18 protein-coding genes and 1 pseudogene are annotated in these 21,767 nt (G+C 41.7%); 9 read left to right on the top strand and 10 right to left on the bottom strand.

Features of this window, described 5'->3' with window-relative positions:
* Nucleotides 1–50 precede the first annotated feature (50 nt).
* The gene (gene ccsB, locus MKX97_RS00915; RefSeq protein ID WP_009766581.1) at nt 51–1,223 is read left to right on the top strand and encodes a c-type cytochrome biogenesis protein CcsB; all 1,173 of its coding nucleotides are present in this window, start codon (nt 51–53) and stop codon (nt 1,221–1,223) included.
* A gap of 659 nt (nt 1,224–1,882) precedes the next feature.
* Here the strand turns inward: ccsB and MKX97_RS00910 are convergent.
* Both MKX97_RS00910 and MKX97_RS00905 read right to left on the bottom strand, forming a co-directional pair.
* Nucleotides 1,883–3,496 (bottom strand): DUF4179 domain-containing protein, encoded by a 1,614-nt coding sequence (locus tag MKX97_RS00910; protein ID WP_342536703.1) that lies wholly within the window; start codon nt 3,494–3,496, stop codon nt 1,883–1,885.
* A complete protein-coding gene (locus MKX97_RS00905; protein ID WP_040758683.1) occupies nt 3,474–4,040 on the bottom strand; it encodes a sigma-70 family RNA polymerase sigma factor in 567 nt (188 codons plus the stop codon). The genes MKX97_RS00910 and MKX97_RS00905 overlap by 23 nt, the downstream gene beginning before the upstream one ends.
* A 261-nt stretch (nt 4,041–4,301) precedes the next feature.
* Between MKX97_RS00905 and MKX97_RS00900 the strand changes: the two genes are divergently transcribed.
* Entirely contained in the window at nt 4,302–4,910 is a 609-nt protein-coding gene (locus MKX97_RS00900; protein WP_342536701.1) for a hypothetical protein, read from the top strand.
* Nucleotides 4,911–4,969: 59 nt separating this feature from the next.
* Here the strand turns inward: MKX97_RS00900 and MKX97_RS00895 are convergent, their stop codons facing one another.
* On the bottom strand, nt 4,970–5,407 hold the full coding sequence (locus tag MKX97_RS00895) for a GatB/YqeY domain-containing protein (RefSeq protein ID WP_009766586.1): 438 nt from the start codon (nt 5,405–5,407) through the stop codon (nt 4,970–4,972).
* A gap of 254 nt (nt 5,408–5,661) precedes the next feature.
* Here MKX97_RS00895 and MKX97_RS00890 point away from each other — a divergent pair, with 254 nt between their 5' ends.
* Nucleotides 5,662–7,857, top strand: a complete 2,196-nt coding sequence (locus MKX97_RS00890) for a DNA topoisomerase III (RefSeq protein WP_342536700.1) — start codon at nt 5,662–5,664, stop codon at nt 7,855–7,857.
* A 278-nt stretch (nt 7,858–8,135) separates the two neighbouring features.
* On the opposite strand, the gene proS is transcribed toward MKX97_RS00890, so the two are convergent.
* From proS to MKX97_RS00870, 4 genes are all read right to left on the bottom strand, one after another.
* Nucleotides 8,136–9,572: a proline--tRNA ligase gene (gene proS, locus MKX97_RS00885; RefSeq protein ID WP_009766588.1), complete on the bottom strand. Its 1,437-nt coding sequence runs from the start codon at nt 9,570–9,572 to the stop codon at nt 8,136–8,138.
* 327 nt (nt 9,573–9,899) lie between these two features.
* Nucleotides 9,900–11,183, bottom strand: coding sequence for a cation:dicarboxylase symporter family transporter (locus MKX97_RS00880; protein WP_009766589.1), 1,284 nt, complete (start codon nt 11,181–11,183; stop codon nt 9,900–9,902).
* 90 nt (nt 11,184–11,273) lie between these two features.
* The gene (locus MKX97_RS00875; RefSeq protein WP_009766590.1) at nt 11,274–12,161 is read right to left on the bottom strand and encodes a response regulator; all 888 of its coding nucleotides are present in this window, start codon (nt 12,159–12,161) and stop codon (nt 11,274–11,276) included.
* Nucleotides 12,158–13,432 carry a sensor histidine kinase gene (locus MKX97_RS00870; protein WP_245799489.1) on the bottom strand — a complete coding sequence of 425 codons (1,275 nt, stop codon included), beginning with the start codon at nt 13,430–13,432 and terminating at the stop codon, nt 12,158–12,160. Before MKX97_RS00870 ends, MKX97_RS00875 begins: the two co-directional genes overlap by 4 nt.
* 151 nt (nt 13,433–13,583) lie before the next feature.
* Here MKX97_RS00870 and MKX97_RS00865 point away from each other — a divergent pair, with 151 nt between their 5' ends.
* From MKX97_RS00865 to MKX97_RS00855, 3 genes are all read left to right on the top strand, one after another.
* Nucleotides 13,584–14,009: a hypothetical protein gene (locus MKX97_RS00865; RefSeq protein WP_342536699.1), complete on the top strand. Its 426-nt coding sequence runs from the start codon at nt 13,584–13,586 to the stop codon at nt 14,007–14,009.
* Nucleotides 14,010–14,267: 258 nt separating this feature from the next.
* Nucleotides 14,268–15,800, top strand: coding sequence for an AbgT family transporter (locus tag MKX97_RS00860; RefSeq protein WP_009766598.1), 1,533 nt, complete (start codon nt 14,268–14,270; stop codon nt 15,798–15,800).
* Between the two features lie 156 nt (nt 15,801–15,956).
* A complete protein-coding gene (locus tag MKX97_RS00855; RefSeq protein ID WP_009766599.1) occupies nt 15,957–16,529 on the top strand; it encodes a nitroreductase in 573 nt (190 codons plus the stop codon).
* A gap of 98 nt (nt 16,530–16,627) precedes the next feature.
* Here the strand turns inward: MKX97_RS00855 and MKX97_RS00850 are convergent, their stop codons facing one another.
* The gene (locus MKX97_RS00850; RefSeq protein ID WP_342536698.1) at nt 16,628–17,500 is read right to left on the bottom strand and encodes a YitT family protein; all 873 of its coding nucleotides are present in this window, start codon (nt 17,498–17,500) and stop codon (nt 16,628–16,630) included.
* Nucleotides 17,501–17,813: 313 nt separating this feature from the next.
* Nucleotides 17,814–18,341 (bottom strand): YceI family protein, encoded by a 528-nt coding sequence (locus tag MKX97_RS00845; RefSeq protein ID WP_040758686.1) that lies wholly within the window; start codon nt 18,339–18,341, stop codon nt 17,814–17,816.
* 213 nt (nt 18,342–18,554) lie between these two features.
* On the opposite strand from MKX97_RS00845, the gene MKX97_RS00840 reads away from it, so the two are divergent.
* From MKX97_RS00840 to MKX97_RS00830, 3 genes and pseudogenes are all read left to right on the top strand, one after another.
* Nucleotides 18,555–19,001: a MarR family transcriptional regulator gene (locus MKX97_RS00840; RefSeq protein ID WP_009766602.1), complete on the top strand. Its 447-nt coding sequence runs from the start codon at nt 18,555–18,557 to the stop codon at nt 18,999–19,001.
* Nucleotides 19,002–19,065: 64 nt separating this feature from the next.
* Nucleotides 19,066–20,005: pseudogene (locus MKX97_RS00835) on the top strand (ring-cleaving dioxygenase).
* A 73-nt stretch (nt 20,006–20,078) separates the two neighbouring features.
* Nucleotides 20,079–20,681, top strand: coding sequence for an alpha/beta hydrolase (locus tag MKX97_RS00830; RefSeq protein ID WP_342536697.1), 603 nt, complete (start codon nt 20,079–20,081; stop codon nt 20,679–20,681).
* A 63-nt stretch (nt 20,682–20,744) separates the two neighbouring features.
* Here MKX97_RS00830 and MKX97_RS00825 read toward each other — a convergent pair whose 3' ends face one another.
* Nucleotides 20,745–21,638: a DMT family transporter gene (locus MKX97_RS00825; protein WP_342537468.1), complete on the bottom strand. Its 894-nt coding sequence runs from the start codon at nt 21,636–21,638 to the stop codon at nt 20,745–20,747.
* Nucleotides 21,639–21,767 lie beyond the last annotated feature (129 nt).

Here is a 21,767-nt window from a genome sequence, read left to right as displayed (position 1 = left end):
GTACCTGAGTTATTTTCATTAGTACGTTACGGTATACGGGAGGTTACTATATGAATACGGAAAGTCTAATGACAATAAGCAATCAATCGCTGTTTGTGGCGTTCATCTTCTTACTAGTCGCTATCGTTCCCGTTGCGCTTTCGGTTACCACAAAAAACAAGCGGACGAAACGACTAGGCATGAGTTTAACGATCGCAGCCTTATTACTGCAACTGACTTATTTTGCGCTTAGATGGCTTGCAATCGGTCACGCACCAGTTAGCAATATGTACGAGTTTATGACATTCTTCGGCATCATGCTCCTAGCAAGCGCATTACTACTCTACCAGCTATACAAACAAATTGTGGTTGTATTATTTTCAATTCCGTTCTCGTTGATTATCATGGGATTTGGCGGAGTTTTCACGAGAGATGCTTCACCTCTAATCCCCGCTCTCCAGAGTAATTGGTTATCTATACATGTGATTACTGTCGCTTTTTCTAGCGCAATCCTCTCAATAGCGTTTGCAACAGGTATTATTTACTTGTTGCGTACTCTGGATGTCGAGACGCAGACAGTTCATACGAGAAGCTTGGAATTCGTTATGTATTGTCTAGTCGTGTTAATAGGATTTATTTCGAGTTCAATGTTTTTTTCGTTCACCTCAGAAGAAAAACTCATTCAGTTTGAAAATAGAGAACAGGAAGTAGAGAACGCTGCATATATTATGCCTGCGCTTATCGTAAATCAAGATGCCGTTCTTGTAGATAGCGGACAATCAATCGGAGTCATAGAAATTTCCAACATGCTGGATGCGAAAAAGAGCAACACCATTCTATGGGCATTTTTGATAGGCACTGCTCTATACCTGATAATTCGCATGCTAACGAGAAAGAAAATAATACAATTACTAAAACCATTAACAAAGAAAGTGAATTCTACGGTTATGGATGAAATATCGTACCGAGCTGTCGTTGTAGGCTTCCCCTTGTTCTCGCTAGGAGGTTTATTATTTGCGATGATTTGGGCACATCTGGCATGGGGGCGCTTTTGGGGATGGGATCCAAAAGAAGTCTGGGCGCTCGTTACTTGGTTGTTTTATGCAGCTTTTTTACATCTACGAACATCTCAAGGTTGGGAAGGTAAGCGAACTGCCTGGATGTCGATCATTGGTTTTGGCCTAATTGTATTCAACCAAGTATTCGTCAATCTCGTAATTGCCGGATTACATTCTTATGCTTGAAGTTCAAGCAGATAAATCAACTGTAAAAGGTCGTCTTTGACAGTCATTTCAACCGACTTCGGACGACTTTTTCCTGCTTAAAATTTATGTTAGAAGAGTGATATAGATCACTGCATTGAAGTTGTTCTGAATTTATAAAACATCCTTCAGTGACACCCTTTTCTCACGTGGTCAATCAAGAAAAGCAGAAATTTCGCACCAAAGTATCTTTACACCGCACTAATGTATAACTGAACCGAGCCAAAACTCCTCCAGACCGCACCTTATTCAAGCCACTCTGAACCAAATCAGCTACATACCGCACCATTCTAACCTAATAACCTGTATAATTGAGGAAAATCATACAACTTCAAAGGAGTGAGTACATTGCTAAGTATCTTGGTTGGGCTAATAATCTGGGCTTCAATCTTACTATCGCCAATCGCTCTGCTGGTTCTCATCTTCAAACGAACTTGGACTACTGTAATCGCCTGTTTAATCATCATGTTGCCAGTTTCTCTATATTGTCTGGCCGGAAACCCACCTATTTCATATATAGGTTACACGCCACTAGTACTATTAATTTCCGCTCCTCTCTGCATCAAAAAGCGGAAATTCACTTCTTCTGTTTAGCAAAAGCCAGCCCACTCCGAAATATTTCAGAGCGGGCTGGCTTCTTTTTAGTATAAAGGCACTTTCCACGGTTCCGCCACTGGCTCATAGCGTTTTACAGAGAAAAGATGCAATGTTAATTCTTCAGGTACTTCTTTCAATTTAGGCAAAGTCAATTGCATCCCGACCTTAAAGTCTCCATTTTCATCTTTTTCATCCAATATTGAGCCACTTAAACCCGACGAGTAAACATTCCCTTTATCATCTGTAATCAACCAGCCGCCTAACTCACTGGCTCCCACTTCTTTCCCGCCTTCCATCTCAATAACAAAAGTCTCTTCTTTCGCAATTGGCATCAGCGATTTACGTAAATAAAAGTTTGTTTCATTTTTCGCCTTGACGACAGTCAAATGGTTGCCCTCAAACTCAAATGAAAATGGCTTCTTTCGTAACTCATTCGGCCGAATTTTAACAGAGAAATCAACCGGCTCCGTTTTATACACGCCATCCAGCACAAACGCTACATTAGGCTGTTCTTTTTTCGGAACAAATGAATTCACCCACTTTAGGTGTCCCAGTGTCCCCAATCTTTCGCTGGTGCCTTGCAGCATACCTGTGTCCACAGCATGCCCTTTTTCTTCTGTCCACGTATTCCAGGAATATAATGCTGTTCCACTCTCATCTTCCAAATGATACGCGATCGCCGTCTCGTACTGATAGACAAGATCTTCTACATTTTCCGCTCCGAATCGAAGCACGAAATCATTTCTCGCCTTTTCAACCCTCGTGAGTTCTTCTTCTGAAAAGGATGTTTCATAAAACAACTCTGTAGATGAAGGTGCCTTTTGAGCTTTTTGCAAATCAACTTTTACACCATTCGTCGTAATGGAGGCATCTTCCAATGCAAGTGTTTTGGTCAATTGCCGTTTCTCTTTCAGATCAATCGGAACATCCAACTTCCAACTCCCTCTTACTCCGTTCAGTTCAACTATATCAAATCGGACAGTCAACCGGTCCAGTTCCTCCTGATCACGCAATGAAAATTCATATACACCATAATCGCCTCCATCCCACCAACTGTAACCAAGCTGACCTATCTCATTTCCATTACTATCGAGCGCGATGACACGATTTGCAGAGTCCCCCTCCTCAAGATACGTGTTTTTCGTCTTTCCATTTTTCAACACTTGGTACGATAGAGTAATCCGAGAGGAATCCGCCATTACATCTTCCACTTTCAATGTAACCCCTTGGTCTTCTACCGCCAGATCCACTCGTTCGGCTAGCCCTTCTTCCATTGCCAAACGAAGCCCTTCATCCGCTTGTTCAGTTGAAAAGAAGCCTCCAATCAATTGAGCAAAACTCGGACTCAGCGCAGCGCTTAAACCTACAGCCAACACTACACCCGCAGCGGATAACATCACCTTTTTCCAAGGCGCTTTCCGTCTGAACGTTTTTTGCTCATACGGTTCCAGCTGTTCCAATACGTTATCCGCAAAATCATCCGGCAATTCAGGGTTTTGGAGCGTTTCCACGACAAATCTCTGCTCTTCCAAAAACGCCGCTACAACTTCTTGACAATGTGAACAGTTTTCCACATGCACCTGTACCCGATCCGATTCCTTTTCCGTTAATAAATCATCCACATATTTAGATAATTCATCTATCGTTGGACAGTTCATGAAAATATCCTCCTTCTCGTTTCACCGTATCCCTCATTTTTTTCTTTGCGCGGTGAAGTTTATTGCGAACAGTAGACAACGGAACATCTGTCAGCTCACTGATTTCGTCATAACTTAACTCATTCGCATATCGCAATAGCATGATCAATCGCTCATCTTCTGGAAGTGTCGCAAGCAGACGTTCCAGTTGTCGATGTTTCTCTTTTTTCAAAAACACGACTTCCGGGTGATTGCTGTCTATTACTTGTTCTTCCCCGAGTTCCACTTGCGTCGAGTGGTACCGTTTTTTACGGAACTCATCCATACAATGATTGATCGCCACTCGATACAGCCAACTGGAAAACGATCCCGTTTCTTTATATTTACCCAACTGATGATATACTTTCAAAAATGCATCCTGCACGAAGTCCTGTGCATCCTGCGGGTTTCTCGTCATTCTTAAAATTGTCGCGTATAACGGATTTTTATATTTATTGATAATATGGGCATAAGCTTGCTTATTTCCAGCCAATACTTCACGCACCCACTGCAGATCCTCTTCCATAGCGGCCTCCTTAATCAATTACACCTCGGCGTAATTGCGTCGGGATTTTGAATTTCAAAATCCCTGACATCCGCCGGAGGCTTTATTTAGAGACAGATAAAACGACCATGCGCACGTCTCGTTTTTCTATTTCATTCAGTATAACGAGACGAAGTCAGAAAACATCTCACTTCTACGAAAATATATTTTAGAAACGTAACGGAAAGTTCAGTAAACTGCTACACTATAAAAATATAACTAAAATAAGGAGGTTACTAGACGATGAAAAAATGGGTAGGTTTGATGTGCCTTAGTTGCCTACTAGTTCTTGGTGCTTGTGCAAACACTGATACGAATCAACTGACAATCCCTGAATTAACAGACCGTGAAAAGCAAATACTCGAGACCACATCTAACCAAGCATTCGTATTTGATTATACCGCTGACCAAAAGTACAAAGACGTCTCTATCTGGTTGGAGAAATATGAAAAAGGGAAGAAAACAGCCGAACCGGTTAGCCAATTTTCTACCTCCCTGCCAGGTAAATTAACAAGCGGCGGCATTGTGTTCACTGTAGTACATACAGCGGACCAGCAAGTACTTTTTTTCACAAACGTTGGTGATACAGATGGATTTAGTGGAATACAAACTCAAGATACGATGCCAAATGGAGAAAACCTGGCAATGCTTTGGGGTACCAATCCACAAGAAAGCTTGCCGTTGTCAGAAGAAATGCTTCTAGCCAGCATCATCCACACGAGTACAACTGAGGGCGTTGGAACCAGCTCTTTATCTGTAGATTTCTATGAACAAAAGGAAGGGTATTTGGAGGAATTGAAGGCAAAAGAATATGACGTAGTGTATTTATTGAAGGCTTCATTTAAGAAATAAAAAAATACCTAGACGACAAGTCAACTCATCGTCTAGGTAGTCTCGTATAAAGAGGTTCCTTAGTTCTGCAAATATTCTTTTACAGCTTGGGAAACTGTCTTACCTTCCGCACGTCCGGCAACTTCTTTCATCACTGTCCCGATCGCTTGCCCCATCGGCGTGTCTTTCGCAATACCGAGTGTGCCGATCAGTTCCTTCACTTCATCCACATTCATCTGCTTCGGTAAATAGGATTCAACGATTACTACTTTTGCTTTTTCTGCTTCCACAATATCTTCACGATTGGCTTTTTGTGCTTCTTCAAGGGATTGTTTCGTTTGCTTGAGTTCACGCTGGACAATCTTGATTTCCTCTTCTTCCGTCAATTCACGCTTTAATTCCAGCTCCTCATTTTGCAGACCCGCACGCAATAAATTGATCACACCTTTTTTCATCTGATCCTTTTCCTTCATTGCCGTTTTTATATCTGCCATCAAACGATCTTTTAACTGCGACATCCTAATCCCTCATTTCTAAAGTATTACTACTAGTATACAAAATAATCATGCTCTCAGTCGTCTTTTTTATCTCATATAAGATTTCTCCTTCATCTGCTCATCTCACCTTTGAACAAGGCTCCGAAGAATTGACGAAACCTCTATACTAGTTTACACTTTTTACTAAGCAACTCCTTTTGATAGCATAAGGCCTTTGTAACCTTATCTACCGTGGGAGTTTTTTGACATGTACGTATACAAAGGAGTTCAATTATATGAAAAAAAGTGTAGTATTGGCGGAAAAGCCTTCCGTTGCACGCGATATTGCCCGCGTGCTCAACTGCAATAAAAAAGGGAACGGCTATTTAGAGGGCGATAAATATATCGTCACATGGGCACTCGGCCATTTAGTGACACTCGCAGACCCTGAGAATTATGATACGAAGTATAAGACATGGAAACTGGAAGACTTGCCGATGATGCCCGATCACTTGAAATTGACGGTCATTAAGCAAACAGGCAAGCAATATAACGCCGTAAAGTCCCAGTTGCTTCGCTCTGACGTATCCGATATCATCATCGGGACAGATGCCGGACGTGAAGGAGAGCTGGTCGCTCGCTGGATTATCGAGAAAGCGAAAGTCAATAAACCGATCAAACGACTTTGGATTTCATCCGTTACCGATAAAGCAATCAAGGATGGGTTTGCTCAGCTGAAACCCGGTAAAGCGTATGAAAACCTTTACGAAGCGGCAGTCGCTCGTTCTGAGGCGGACTGGTATATCGGCTTGAACGCGACTCGCGCACTGACGACAAAGTTCAATGCCCAATTAAACTGCGGTCGCGTTCAAACTCCTGTCGTTGCAATCATTGCACAGCGCGAAGAAGAGATTAACACATTTCGCCCAAAAACTTACTACGGCATCGAAGCACAGACCGACTCTAAATTAAAATTGACATGGCAAGACGCGAAAACTAATGATACACGTTCATTCGACCGCGAAAAACTGTCCACTATCGTCAAAAAAGTAGATGGCAAACAAGCGATTATCGAAAATGTTGATAAAAAAGCAAAAAAGTCGTTTTCTCCAGGTCTCTACGATCTGACAGAACTGCAGCGCGATGCCAATAAACTATTCGGTTACTCTGCCAAAGAAACGTTGAACATCATGCAAAAGCTCTACGAACAACATAAACTGCTGACGTATCCGCGGACCGATTCACGATTCCTATCGAGCGATATCGTCGCGACTCTGCCGGAGCGTTTGAAATCCTGCGGTATCGGTGAATATCGTTCACTTGCAAATAAAATCTTGAAGAAACCGATCAAAGCGAATAAATCTTTTGTCGACGACAGCAAAGTGTCCGATCACCACGCGATCATTCCAACTGAAGAAATCGTCCTGCGTGATAAGTTGTCCGACAAAGAGCGAAAAATCTACGACTTAGTCGTGAAACGGTTCATGGCTGTTCTGTTCCCTGCACATGAATATGAACAACTGACCATCCATGCAAAAATTGCAGATGAACGCTTCACCGCACGAGGAAAAACGATTTTAGTACCTGGCTGGAAAGAAGTCTATAACAATCAATTTGATGAGGAAGAAGCAGAGCAAGACACGAAAGAACAACTCTTACCAAAGCTCTCAAAAGGAGATTCGCTGAGCATCCAATTCGTCAAAGAGACATCCGGTCAGACGAAGCCCCCTGCCCGGTTTAATGAAGCAACACTTTTATCTGCAATGGAAAACCCTGCGAAATATATCGCGGGAGCTCAAGATAAGAAGCTTGTAGAAACATTGAAATCCACAGGCGGTCTCGGGACAGTGGCAACACGTGCAGATATCATCGATAAATTATTCAATTCCTTCCTGATTGAAAAGCGCGGCAAAGACATCCACGTGACCAATAAAGGAAAACAATTGCTCGAGTTAGTGCCAGATGAGTTGAAATCCCCTGCTTTGACTGCAGAATGGGAGTTAAAGTTAGAAAAAATTGCAAAAGGACAATTGAAAAAAGAATCGTTCATAAATGAAATGAAAGGTTACACAAAAGAAATTGTCTCAGAGATCAAAGCTAGCGATGCCAAATTCAAGCATGATAATATTTCTACTAAATCGTGCCCGGACTGTGGAAAGCCGATGCTCGAAGTGAACGGCAAACACGGAAAAATGCTTGTTTGTCAGGATCGTGAATGTGGTCACCGCAAAAACGTTTCCCGTGTCACCAATGCGCGATGTCCGCAATGTAAGAAAAAGATGGAGTTGCGCGGAGAAGGAGAAGGCCAAATCTTCACGTGCAAATGCGGCTATCGTGAAAAACTGTCTTCATTCAAAGCCCGACGTGAAAAGGAATCCAAGGGCAAAGTGAATAAACGCGATGTCCAGAAATATTTGAAGAAGAACGATGATGATGAACCAACCAATAATCCGTTTGCAGATGCGTTGAAAGGATTGAAATTGGACGATTGATAAATAACAAGGAGTGGGGGGCTGTCCAATTAGACAACTTTGACCTTGAAGAGGAGAAATTCGGACCTTATGATCGCTTGACGCCTGTTTATGAGCGGTACTGTCGTGTTTATGATCGTGTATGAAGACTTTATGAGCGGTTAGCAGTTGGATATGAGCGCATTGCGCCAGTTTATGAGCGCGGGCGGGTATATGTAGATGAAAATAGAAAGGCTGTCCATAGAAAGTCGTTTTTCCACGACTTTTTATGACAGCCTTTTTTTCACATTGGTTTCAACTTAGTAAGCTCTTGCAAACCAAACAGTATGTTTCGCTTCTTTACCGCAATTAATGCAAGTGGACTTCTCCGCAGGCGGATTGAACGGAATATTACGCGTCGTAAATTTCGTTTCGTCTTTCACATGTTCTTCGCATGCATCGTCTCCACACCAACCGGCAAGAATCCATCCTGGAATCTCTTCCTTCGCAGCACTTTCTTCAATATGCTTCTTCAATTCATCCAGTGTGTCAATATGCGTGTGAGAATGTTCTTCGCGGAATGCACGTGCTTTTTCGAGCAAGCGAGTTTGCATCGTTTCCAGTTCTTTCTCAATGCTCGCCACTGCTTGCGCCAAGTCCACCGCCACTTTTTCTTCTCCGTCACGCGCTTTCATCAAGGCTTGATTATTCTCTAGGTCACGCGGTCCAAGCTCCAGTCGAACTGGAACACCTTTTAATTCCCATTCATTGAACTTAAAGCCCGGAGACTGATCGGAATCATCCAAACGTACACGGATACCTTTTGCCTTCAGCTCGGCAAAAATTTCATCCAGTTTTTCCATGATTGCCGGGTTCTTCTTCCACGGTCCGACCGGAATGAGCACCACTTGAGTCGGCGCAATACGTGGAGGCAATACCAAACCTTGCTCATCACCGTGCACCATGATAACCGATCCAATCAAGCGAGTGGAAGTTCCCCAAGATGTCGTATGGACAAACTCATGCTTATTCTCTTTTGTTAAATATTTGATATCGAATGCTTCCGCAAATTTTGTTCCTAAGTAATGTGAAGTTCCGGCTTGAACTGCTTTGCCATCCTTCATCATCGCTTCGATGGAGAACGTATCCACAGCACCGGCAAATCGTTCAGAAGGCGTCTTTTGGCCATCATATACAGGAATCGCTAGCAAGCCTTCCACGACTTCCTTATAGATCTCAAGCATTTGCATCGTTTCGGTACGCGCTTCCTCTTCATCGACGTGAGCTGTATGTCCTTCTTGCCATAAAAATTCTGACGTCCGAATGAACGGCAATGTCTTTTTCTCCCAACGGAATACGTTCGCCCATTGGTTGATCAATAACGGCAAATCACGATAACTCTTTACCCAGTCTGAATACAAATGACCGATCATCGTCTCAGAGGTCGGGCGCAACGCTAAACGTTCTTCCAACTGTTCTCCTGCTGCTTCCGTCACCCATGGCAGTTCTGGAGAAAATCCTTCGATATGATCCTTTTCTTTCTGGAAAAAGGATTCTGGGATCAGCATTGGGAAATACGCATTACGGTGTCCCGTCTCTTTGAAACGGCGATCCATTTCATCTTTAATATGCTCCCATATTTCAAAACCGTCTGGTTTAAATGCGATACAGCCACGCACCGGCGTATAATCCATCAAATCCGCTTTCTGGATTGTGTCAATATACCATTTCGTAAAATCATTTTGCTGATTGCTCATTACCTAATTTCCTCCTTAATGAAAAAAAGCGCTCTTGTTCAGCTTCCATATTGCTAATCATATAACAAATCCATCATTCCTACAATTGAATCCCCACAACAAGTAATAAGCAGTGTGTAGGAAATCAATCCTATTTCTTACAGGCACTCATAAACCTTCGCAGATGATCATAGAAACCCTACAACTGCTCATACACCTCCGCCAAGCGATCATATCCTCTCTGTCCACGATCATAAACACCCTACACTCGCTCATAGAGCCCTGCAGCCCGAGCATAAACACAAAAAAACTGTCCCCCATCAAGAGGACAGCTTCAAATTCATCAAATCATCTTTCTTCCGCTAACACCATTTGTGGTTCTTGCTCTTCCTTTACACTTTCCGTACCAAAACGGCCTTCCCACTTCGACATAACAACTGTCGCAAGTGCGTTTCCAACAACGTTGACCACCGTACGTGCCATATCCAACAAACGGTCGATCCCCGCGATGAACGCTAGACCTTCAAGTGGAATACCTACCGTTCCAAGTGTCGCCAAAAGTACGACGAATGAAACACCTGGTACGCCCGCAATCCCTTTAGACGTAATCATCAACACTAATACCAAGGTGATCTGTTCCGTAATACTCAACTGAATACCATACATTTGCGCAATAAACATCGCAGCCAAAGCCTGATACAGTGTGGAACCGTCCAAGTTGAACGAATAGCCTGTCGGCACTACGAAAGAAACAATATCTTTCGGACAACCGAACTTCTGCATCTTCTCCATCACTTTTGGCAGTACTGTTTCAGAACTAGAAGTAGAATAAGCTAAAATCAATTCGTCTTTCAATACTTTCATCAGATGGAAAATATTGATTCCGACCAACTTCGCAATTCCGCCAAGTACGACAATAATGAAGAATACCATCGTTGCATATACCAAGATCATCAGCTTGCCCATTGGGATGAGCGATTCCAAACCGAATTTGGAAACGGTTACGCCAATTAGCGCAAATACCCCAAATGGTGCAAACTTCATGATCATATTTGTTACCCAGAACATCGCATCCGCGACTCCTTGGAACACCTCAAGCACCGGCTTTCCGCGTTCACCGATCGCTGCAACGCCTAGCCCAAATAAAACAGAGAAGAAAATAATTGGAAGCATATCAGCGTTTGCCATGGATTCCACGATATTACTCGGTACGATACCAACCAAGACATCCATGAAACCGCCATTCTGTACTTCTTCCGTCGTTTCAACATATTGCGAGATATCTCCTTTTTCAAGAGAAGACATATCGATTCCTTCGCCTGGTTTGAAAATATTAGCAGACATTAAACCGACTATGATCGCAATCGTTGTGACAATTTCAAAATATAGAAGCGTCTTACCGCCTAATTTCCCTAGTTTCTTAATATCTCCTGTGCCTGCCACTCCTATAACCAATGTAGAAATAATAATTGGAACTACAATCATTTTGATCATATTAATAAACATCGTGCCTATCGGCTGCAAATACGTTTCCACTTTAGGATTACCATAAAAAATGGCACCGACTGCAATACCGAGAACAAGCCCGATTAATATTTGATAGGCTAAAGATAATTTAAATTTCTTTTTCATAGATAATCCTCCTTTAGCTTACTCCTGAAAACGCTTTCTCGAAGTAACTTAGGATTATCATAAAAGTATCCTACAAAATTCTACACCATCCTACAAATTCTTTTTTTGTTCTTCCATCGTCTCGATATATAAAACTTGAAGAAACTTCTTACTATTGACCTTGACTGCCTTCATCCCAAAGCTTTCCTCTTGAATTTGTTTCATCCGTTGAGTAATTTCCTGAAAATCAAAGAATCGTGGCGCGTAATACTCAAACTCCGAAATCGTATAATCTACTGCTCCGAGCGAAGCTAAATGATCCATCGCAGTCAAGATGGATCGGCGAATCCTCTGCTCCATCGCTTTGCTTTCCTTTGGTATTTCCTTCGCTTGGACACCCATCTTATGTAATGCCGCCTCGTAAAGCTCTTTCAATGGCGGCAATTGAGCGGCATTTTGTTCTGCGAGCACTTCTACAATTGTCACAATGTCCCGGCTGCCGCTTTCCCCGATTATCCCCATGTCATGAAGTTTAGCTAGCACAATTTCCTTTATTGTACGTTTCACTTTTGGCTGATCCAACGTTCCAATCAGAGCGAGCGATTCACGAATTGTGGTTAGGGAATTTTTCAAACGCAGTTGTTCCGCCGTTCGTCGCAATACGCTTTGTACTTCTATTTGGTTGATCGGCTTATGAATGAAAAACTCCACCCCGACTTGATAGGCTTCTCCCACCATCTCTTTACTGACTACTTGACTCAACATAATGAATTGTCCATTAAATCCTTGCGATTTCAGCTGTTGGATCGTCTCAATACCATCCAAATCCGGCATCAACAAATCAATCAGCACCAAATCCGGCGTCAGCGACAATATTTGAGGGATGGCTTTCACACCGCTATCCGCCTCACCAATGACCATACCGAGTTCCTGCCCTTCCAGGATATTCTTCAGCATCAAGCGGCTCGCTTTGTCATCATCTACGATAAAATATCTCATACCTGTATCTCCTTCTTAATGGATTGCATGGGAATTTTCACTTCAAATAATGTGCCGACATCCAGACGCTGCATTTGAATTTCGCCTTGCATCGCATCGACGATTGCCGTCACATGCGACAATCCGATACCCGTTGCCGCCACTCCCTGTTCATTGAATTTCGTCGTGTATCCCGGCTCAAAAATCACTTCTTCATGCTCTGCTGGAACCCCTCTGCCTGTATCTTGCACATAAAAACAGACCCATTCTGCGTCACTGTCGACACTAATTTTCACAATACCCTTCCGCTCCGTCGCCTCTACAGCATTGGAAGTCAAATTATTAAGGACCGCCAGAAGTGGTACATGCTGGTCCGTCTGAAAGTCAGTGGCGATTGATTTTTCAATGACACAGTCTTTGCCTATCAATTCACTATACTTTTCATTTGCCGATACGACCAATTCAAGTAGATCTGATAGATAAAAGGCCGCCACTTCTTGTCGGCTTGCCCATTTCGAAAGCCCCGCCAAAATCCGTTGTGAATCCTTTTTCACCTCATGGATCTCTTGGGCAATCTGAAGCGCCTGTGTGCTGAGCTCTCGTTTATCCTCTTTCTTCAACTTGCGATACAAATCGTGGCTGGAAGCTGTAATTTGCTCAATATGATTCATCGACTTCTGTAAATAGAGCGCTTCTGCATATAACTCCGCCCCTACGCCGAGCATTTCCTCCATACGTTGTTTTTCTTTCGATAAAGCTACTGAACTATACAGTCCGACCGTAAAGAAACTACGCAGCAACGCTACTCCCACAAGGATACCCCACTCTTTCATATTTAACAGTGAATCATCCATCCACCAATTCCGAAGTGCATGCTCCGACGTATTGCCGATCACTTCGAATAATAAAGCCAATGCCCCTAGCTGCAATGGCAAAGACTTGTACTTCTCCAAATCGGCAAAATGCCAGCCAACCGCTACTATAAAGTAAAACAGAAAAACCGGAACATGCATCTGCAAACTATCAATTAGCGCAACGCCAAGCCACGTCTCTTCAGCTACCCGAAAAAGCACAACCGTAACCGCTGTAATAAACCCAGTCCGCAGCATGGAAGCTGGCGGATAAATAAGAATCAGCAAAAAGAACACAATCCCGCCCAGCGCAAAACGGAACGTCTCATCCGCGAACGGCAGCACTTTCAATTCACCAGTAAGCGCCGTAATGATCGCAATGACGGCAATGCGTGCAGCTTCAGAATGTAATATTTGGCGCCACGTCGATTTTGAGTTCATCCCCATACTCCTAATTAAAAAATTCTGATGTATGTAGTATAACAATTCAAAAACATTTGTGCAGTTAGAGCAGAAACTATCATGGTTATTACAGTAAACTGTTTTCTTTTCCTTTCAATTTACTTATGATTACATAAGGAGGCGATTTAGATTGAAAAAGCTAATCATTTTCATGATGACTGCAGTGCTGTTAGCAGCCTGTAGCAATGAAGAAACACCTGATACTCCAGAGACACAAGAAACTCCTGCTGCCGATAAACAAACCAATATGGGTATGGAAAAAGGGCTTAAGGCGGGAACCACTGAACATGATTATCTTTCCCTTTCTCAAGACAAAGTTCCTATTAATTCAAAAGTGAAATTTACTGGAATCGTTTTGAGATTCGAACAAGGAACATTTGAATTAAAAAGCAAAACCGATGATTCTTCCAATGAAGTAGTATGGGTTGACGACATTCGGATGAGCGATCGTACAGAAATTCCAGAAGGCACGACGGTCACTGTCTACGGAACTTATGATGGCAAAAATGACGATGGAGACCCTCGCCTTAAAGGAATTTTTATTGACGCAGAATAGATGACAATAGATGAAAAACAACCCACCTCCGTCAAGTAGAATGTGGGCATTTTAATATCTATATACATAAAAAGGCCATTTTCTAAAAATCTATTTTAACTATTCTCCCTCGTCATAACAGTCGAAACCTTTTTCCAATTTAATTATTTCACTAAAGTATTTATTTGGGGAGCTATCTTATATATACTGTACTAAGTTTAAAAAATTATTTATTTTTTTAAATAATGAATAGTAATTTATAGACGGAAGGAGATCTTCATGAATACGGAAAAAAGAGGCTTTTTCCAAAAGTTTTTAGATATGATCGAGAAAACTGGTAACCGATTGCCCCATCCGGTAACGTTGTTTGCGTTGCTCGCTCTTTTAGTTATCGTCTTGTCTGCAGTTGTTTCTTCTTTCGGCATCAGTGCCGCCCATCCAGGAAAAGAAGGGGAAATGATCGAAGTCCATAACCTGCTTAGCGGGGAAGGAATTCATTACATCATTACGAATATGACGGACAATTTCATTGGTTTTGCTCCGCTCGGCGTCGTGCTAATTACGATGCTAGGGATTGGAGTTGCAGAAGGTTCTGGGTTGATCAGTGCATTGCTGCGTGGATTTGTGATGTCTGTTCCGAAACGCTTGATTACACTCGGATTGGTTTTTGCTGGCGTTATGTCTAGCGTAGCTTCCGATGCAGGTTATGTTGTATTGCCGCCACTTGGAGCTGTTTTATTTGCGGCACTTGGCAGACACCCATTAGCGGGTCTGGCCGCTGCCTTCGCTGGAGTTTCGGGCGGGTTCAGTGCGAACTTACTACTGTCTGGTACGGACGCGCTTCTTGGTGAATTGACGATTATGTCTGCAGCAATCATTAACCCCGAGTATGCGGACGGTATGAACATTGCCATGAATTATTATTTCATTGCCTTTTCGGTATTAGTGCTGACAGTTGTTGGTGCTTGGGTGACAGAGAAAATTGTCGAACCACGACTTGGCGAATATAATGGTGAATATCGTGAGAAAGTAGAGAAGCTAACTGCTATTGAGAAGAAGGGTTTAGTATGGGCTGGTATTTCTGTAATTGTTGCTGGAATTCTAGTTGCATTACTCGTTCTATTCCCAGGTGCTCCATTACGTGGCGATGAAGGCGATATGCCGATTATTAAATCGCCATTCATGAAGTCACTCGTTCCAATTATCGCATTCCTATTCTTCGTGCCAGGTTTGGTCTATGGAAAAGTAACAAAATTAATTCGCGATGATAAAGACGTGGCTGCAATGATGTCAACGACGATGTCTGCAATGGGTATGTTCATCGTATTGTCTTTCACTGCGAGTCAATTTGTCGCATTTTTCTCTGAATCGAATATGGGATTGGTTTTAGGCGTGTATGGAGCTAATTTCCTTGATAGCATCAACTTAAAAGGTATTCCATTGCTGCTGTTATTCATTCTCATTGCTGCTTTCATCAACTTGTTTATCGGCAGTGCATCTGCAAAATGGGCTATGATGGCACCGGTATTTGTGCCGATTATGATGCAGCTCGGTTATTCACCCGAATTAACACAGATGGCGTATCGGGTGGCAGATTCATCAACCAATATTATTTCTCCTTTGATGACATACTTTGCGATTATTATCGCATTTGCACAGAAGTATGATAAGAAAATGGGGATCGGAACACTAGTCTCTGTTATGTTCCCTTATTCTATGTTCTTCTTGGCTTTCTGGAGTTTAACTCTCATCGTTTGGATGCTTCTCGGAATCGACTTAGGGCCTGGCTCTCCGATTTATTATGGGAATTAATATGACTCACCACTGAACATTACGTTCAGTGGTTTTTTCTATACCCATCAACCGTAAGCGTTTTGTGTTTATCACTCTCCTTACACATGGTATGATAGTAGTTGATAATGATTTTCATTTGCATGTATTAGTATTATAGGAGAGGAGTTTTCTATCATGAGTTACGCAGCAAAAAACGAAGTAGAAAAGTCCATAATTGGCAGAAGGTCTATTAAGGCGTTTAAAACCGATCCAGTGGATGTGGAGGAACTCATTGAATTACTCAATGTCGCCAAATGGGCACCGAATCATAAGCTGACGGAACCTTGGCGATTTCAATTATATACAAGTAACGGAAAAGAGCAGTTTGTACAAGCCTATATAGATTCCCAGCCAAAAACAGACGGCGAAGTACCCGAAAGAGTAAATCGGAAAGCTGATTATTTCCGAAATATTCCCCTTCATCTCGTTGTGATCATGCCGGAAGATCCGCGACAAAGAAGATGGGATGAGGATTATGGTGCAGTCTCCACAATGATTCAAAATTTTCAACTTGCAGCTTGGAAACGTGGCATTGGGATGATTTGGCGATCAAATGATTGGATATACGATCCAGTATTCAGGGAAGGCATCGGCGTAAAACCTGGCGAGAAAGTCGTCGCTACACTGATGATTGGCTATCCAAAACATATACCGGAACCACAAGATCGTACAGATATTCGAGAACTATTAACGATTATAGATAATTAAACATAGCGATTACCGCTCCCTAATTGACAGGAGTGGTAATCGCTTTGATTTATTGCTATGCCGGACCACAGTACAAATAACTTTTTTAGGCAGACACTTTAATGAATGTCACTCTTGGTAAAACTGCCGCCCTTAACTTCCGCAACGTCATATACGGTAACAAAAGCATTCTTGTCAATTTCCCGAATGATCTCTTTCATTTTACTATCTTCCAAACGATTGATGACGCAAGTGATTTCCTTGTATTCTTTATTGCTATAACTGCCTTGAATAAGCTGGTATGTTGCACTGCGTCCCAAACGTTCACGAATTGTCTCTACCATTAATTCAGGCTGGTCTGTAATAATATTGAAGGTTTTTGATCCACTTAAGCCTTCTTCAATAATATGGATTACTTTGGAAGCAATGAAATAAGCAAGCGCAGATAAAATAGCTCCTGTAAGCCCAAATACCGTCGAAACCACGATAAAAACAAAAACATTCAAAAACAGGATCAGATCGCTTGTCCCGAACGGTAACTTTCGGGAAAGAAGTACGGCTAACATATCAATCCCATCTAATGCGCCGCCATTACGCAAGGCAAGTCCCATCCCTACACCTATGATCACACCACCTACCACGGTCACTAACAGAGTGTCCCCTTGAACAATCGTTGGTATATGGTGCATCAGACTAGTGCTGATCGCCAATGAACCAATGCCGATCACCGAATATATAGCAAAACTTTTACCGATCTGTTTGTACCCTAAATATATGAATGGGATATTCAGTAAGGCAATCAAAAGGCCTAGAGGAAACCCAAACAGCTGCGAACCAACAATACTCAAGCCCGTTATCCCACCATCCGATACATTGTTTGGGATTAACACCGATTCAAGTCCATACGCTGTTATTAAGGACCCGATAATAACTAGTACTCCTTGGAAAACCATCCTAAGTTTATTGTTCTTTTGTTTTGTGACTGAATTCATGTGATCACTTCTTTCAATAATAGCGTTCATAACCATATTTCTTAATATTATACCCTTTTTCGTTACAGTCATTCGTTTTCGGATGAACCATTTCCTGATCAATTATGTCGAGGCATAATTGCTTCCAGGTTTTGAACGGCTAGATTAACTGAGTATGAGGAAACAGACGTTTAATTTACCACATTTTATCTTGGAATACACACATTATTTTATCCTGTTACCTAATCCTGTACTCCGCTTCCCTGCGAATCAAAGTGAATAGGAAAAAGCACAAGTTCATGAGTTCGAACTTGTGCTTTTTCCTATTATTTAATTATTGAGCTGGATTCACTTGTAATTCGAGATCAATTTTAATGTCTTTACCTACAAGGACACCACCGGTTTCAAGCGCAGCATTCCATGTTAAACCAAATTCTTCACGGTTCAATTTCATTTCGCCTTCGAACCCATAGACGTCTACGCCCCATGGATTTTTTCCTTTTCCGTTAAATGAAACATCAAATGTTACATGTTTTGTTACATCCTTAATGGTTAGGTCACCCGTTATTTTATAATCATCGCCATCTTTTTCAATGTTTTTTGATTGGAATGTAATCGTCGGATATTGCTCTGCGTCAAAAAAGTCTTCTCCACGTAAGTGATTGTCTCGGTCCTCTGATTTTGTATTGATAGATGCAGTTTGAATTACAAACGATATATTTGCTGTTGACAAATCCGTCATGTCTTCCGCTTCTACAGTTGCAGTGTAGTCTTCAAATGTGCCTTTTACTTTTGAAACCATCATGTGCTTTACTGAAAAACCAATGTGTGAATGTGAATTGTCTACTATCCAATTTGTCATTATCATTGTCCCCTATCTCGAATTTGTTTATCTCGTATTTGAGATATATTAATTACAAGTATAGATGAGCAATGCTTTCTCGTCAAGCGATTACGTTTCAGTGTAATTGCGATGCTTTATGCATTGCGCCGGGTAGACCTATAGTATTGACAAAGAACATGAATCAATACTATAATTGTCTCGAATTCAAGATATTGAAAAGGTGTGAGCTACATGAGTGAGATTCAGAATGAAGAAGAATTATCCCTTAAACTATTTGTCGTATTAACTCGTGCTTTGAATTCCATAAAAAAGCGTGCGGAAGAAGATATTAAAAATTTAGGTTTAAACCCAACTGAATTTGCGGTTCTTGAGTTGATCTATAACAAAGGCGAGCAACCAATACAAAAAATAGGTGAAAAAGTATTGATAGCGAGCAGCAGTATTACGTACGTAGTAGATAAGCTCGAAAAGAAAAAATATCTCGAAAGAAAACCATGCCCTAAAGATCGGCGTGTCACCTATGCAGCGATCACAGAAGCCGGTAATGAGTTAATGAATGAGGTATTCCCTAAACATAAACAAGATATTAAAGAAATTTTTGCAGGTTTAAATACAAGTGAAAAAGAAATGATGATTCAACAGCTCAAAAAACTAGGGTATTACGCAGAGAAACTATAAATTCTACCTAATTAACTTGAATTAACCTCAATCAATTCAACTGATACTATAGGAGTAAATTTCAATGAAACTAGAAACAAGTGGAATTCATCATATTACGGCAATTGTTGGTCATCCGCAAGAAAACATAGACTTTTATGCTGGCGTTCTAGGTTTGCGTTTAGTGAAGCAAACGGTGAATTTTGATGACCCGGGCACCTACCACCTCTATTTTGGAGATGAGGGCGGGAGCCCAGGAACTATCATTACATTCTTCCCATGGATAGGAGCTCGTCAAGGAATTGTTGGAAACGGTCAAGTGGGTGTTACTTCTTATGCTGTTCCCAAAGGAGCACTTGCTTTTTGGAAGAAACGATTAGAGGATTTTCAAATACCTTTTCATCCTGTTGAGCGCTTCGGTGAACAGTGTTTGAAATTTGATGATCCGCATGGTTTACACTTGGAAATCGTTGAACGAGAAGAAGGTAAAGTTAATACTTGGGTGTTTGGTGGTATCAGTCCGGATGTATCAATCAAAGGATTTGGTGGAGCTACGCTATTTTCTTCTCACCCCAACCAAACAGCTGAACTATTAGAAAATGTAATGGGACTAGAACTTCTCGGAGAAGAAGGAGACTTAATCCGATTCCGTTCTTCTGCTGATATCGGCAATATTATCGACTTAAAATCCATACCGACAGAAAAAGGCCAAACGGGTGTCGGGACCGTTCACCATATCGCCTGGAGGGCCCAAGATGATGCTGAGCAAATAGGAATGGCAAAAATATGTTGCAGCCAAAGGCTATGGTGTCACTGCTGTGCAGGACCGAAATTACTTTAATGCCATTTACTTTAGAGAACATGGAGAAATTTTATTTGAAATTGCTACAGATCCTCCTGGATTTGCTCTTGATGAATCAAGAGAGACAATGGGCGAAAAGTTAATGCTACCTATGCAGTATGAAAAGTTTAGAGAACAGCTGGAGCAACGTTTGATTCCTATTCAGGTAAGAGAGCTATCATAATAATCTTGGAAACAACAAAGTTTTAAATGAATCCAATCCTAATTGGAAATTCGGTTTTGGAAGGAGACTTACTATGAAACATCTATTTACCCAAGGGAAAAACCCGGATAAACCAGTACTTCTATTACTACATGGAACAGGAGGAAACGAATTAGATCTATTGCCGATTGCCGCACGAATTGATGACGAAGCCTCTATTTTAAGTGTCCGGGGAAATGTATTAGAAAACGGGATGCCCCGCTTCTTCAGAAGACTGGCCGAAGGAGTATTTGATGAAGAAGATTTGATATTCCGCACGAAAGAATTGAATCAATTTCTAGATGAGGCTGCCGAGAAATACGGCTTTGACAGAAATAATATTATGGCGATTGGTTATTCTAATGGAGCAAATATCGCAGCAAGCTTATTGTTCCACTACTCAGACGCATTAAAAGGTGCAATCCTTCATCATCCGATGGTGCCTAGAAGAGGAATTACGTTGCCCGATTTGGCCGGTACATCTGTATTTCTTGCAGCTGGAACGAATGACCCCATTTGCCCTCCATCTGAATCAGAAGATTTACAATCCTTATTGCAACAAGCAAATGCCAACGTCACTCTTCATTGGGAGCAAAATGGCCATCAGTTGACCGCTGAAGAAGTGGAAGCAGCTCGAAGATGGTATGTAGAATTGTAATCACCCATAACGCGTTAAGGTACCTATGTAAGAAACAAATATAATAGGTACCTTACGTTAATTTTAAGGTAAAGATTGCTTTTTATTTAATGGTTTTCGATAATTCACAAAGTAAATGCTGATTACGACTAATACTAACCCCGCAACGAGCTTGAAAGTAAGCGGCTCTTCTAAAAAAAACGTACTAATGAATACTGATATAACCGGGACAAGAAAAGTGAAAACACCAACTTTACTCGCTTCCCCTGCATTAATTAGACTATAATAAACTACGTAGGCCACGGGAATTCCCACTGTTCCTCCGAATATAAGGCCGAATAAATACATACCATTCCACTCAATTGCAGACCAACTTTCTGTAAAGGAGCCCGCAATAAGAAGAACCATACCGCCTATTGCAAACTGCATAGCTACCATCCAATAAGCATCAACTTCATGACTAACTTTCTTGACGTAAATTACCCCAAGTGCCCAGAAAAGAGCAGTCAGTAAACCGAGTACCACTCCAACTACCGATATGTGAGTAGTTAAACCATCCAAACTTACGACAATGATTCCAATGAATCCAGTTACGAGACCCATCACTTTAATAAAACTCATATTTTCTCCTAACCATATCCAAGCAAATATCCCTAAGAGTACCGGCTGGAAATAGACCAACACCGAAAAAAGCCCACCAGGTAAATGGTTGAGACCCATTGTATGCAAACCAAAAAAGAGAATCGTATTGAAAAATGCAGAAATACAATATTTAGGCCAATTTTTCCGCCACTTTAATTTTTTCCGCATCCTAAAAATAAAAAGTGCAACCAAGCATCCCCCCAGCAGAGCACGCATACCCGAAAATAATAGAGGCGGTGCGTAGGCTACGGACGATTTATAGATCGGCCAGCTAACACCCCAAATGAGCACTAAGAACAATAAAGCCGCAGTTGACTTCGTAACCAGCCTACCCACTGTTCCATCCTCTCCACATGCAATATTAAGTCTACTTCCTAACAGTTTATTCATCCAACTAACGTAATGATCCAAACAAGAGACGTGGTGTACTGTGGGTTCCATTCCCCTCTGCTAATTGAAAATCAT

It is taken from the genome of Sporosarcina sp. FSL K6-3508 (assembly GCF_038615825.1).
GTDB classification, from domain to species: Bacteria; Bacillota; Bacilli; order Bacillales_A; family Planococcaceae; genus Sporosarcina; species Sporosarcina newyorkensis.
This window is presented reverse-complemented; position numbering and strand designations above follow the sequence as displayed.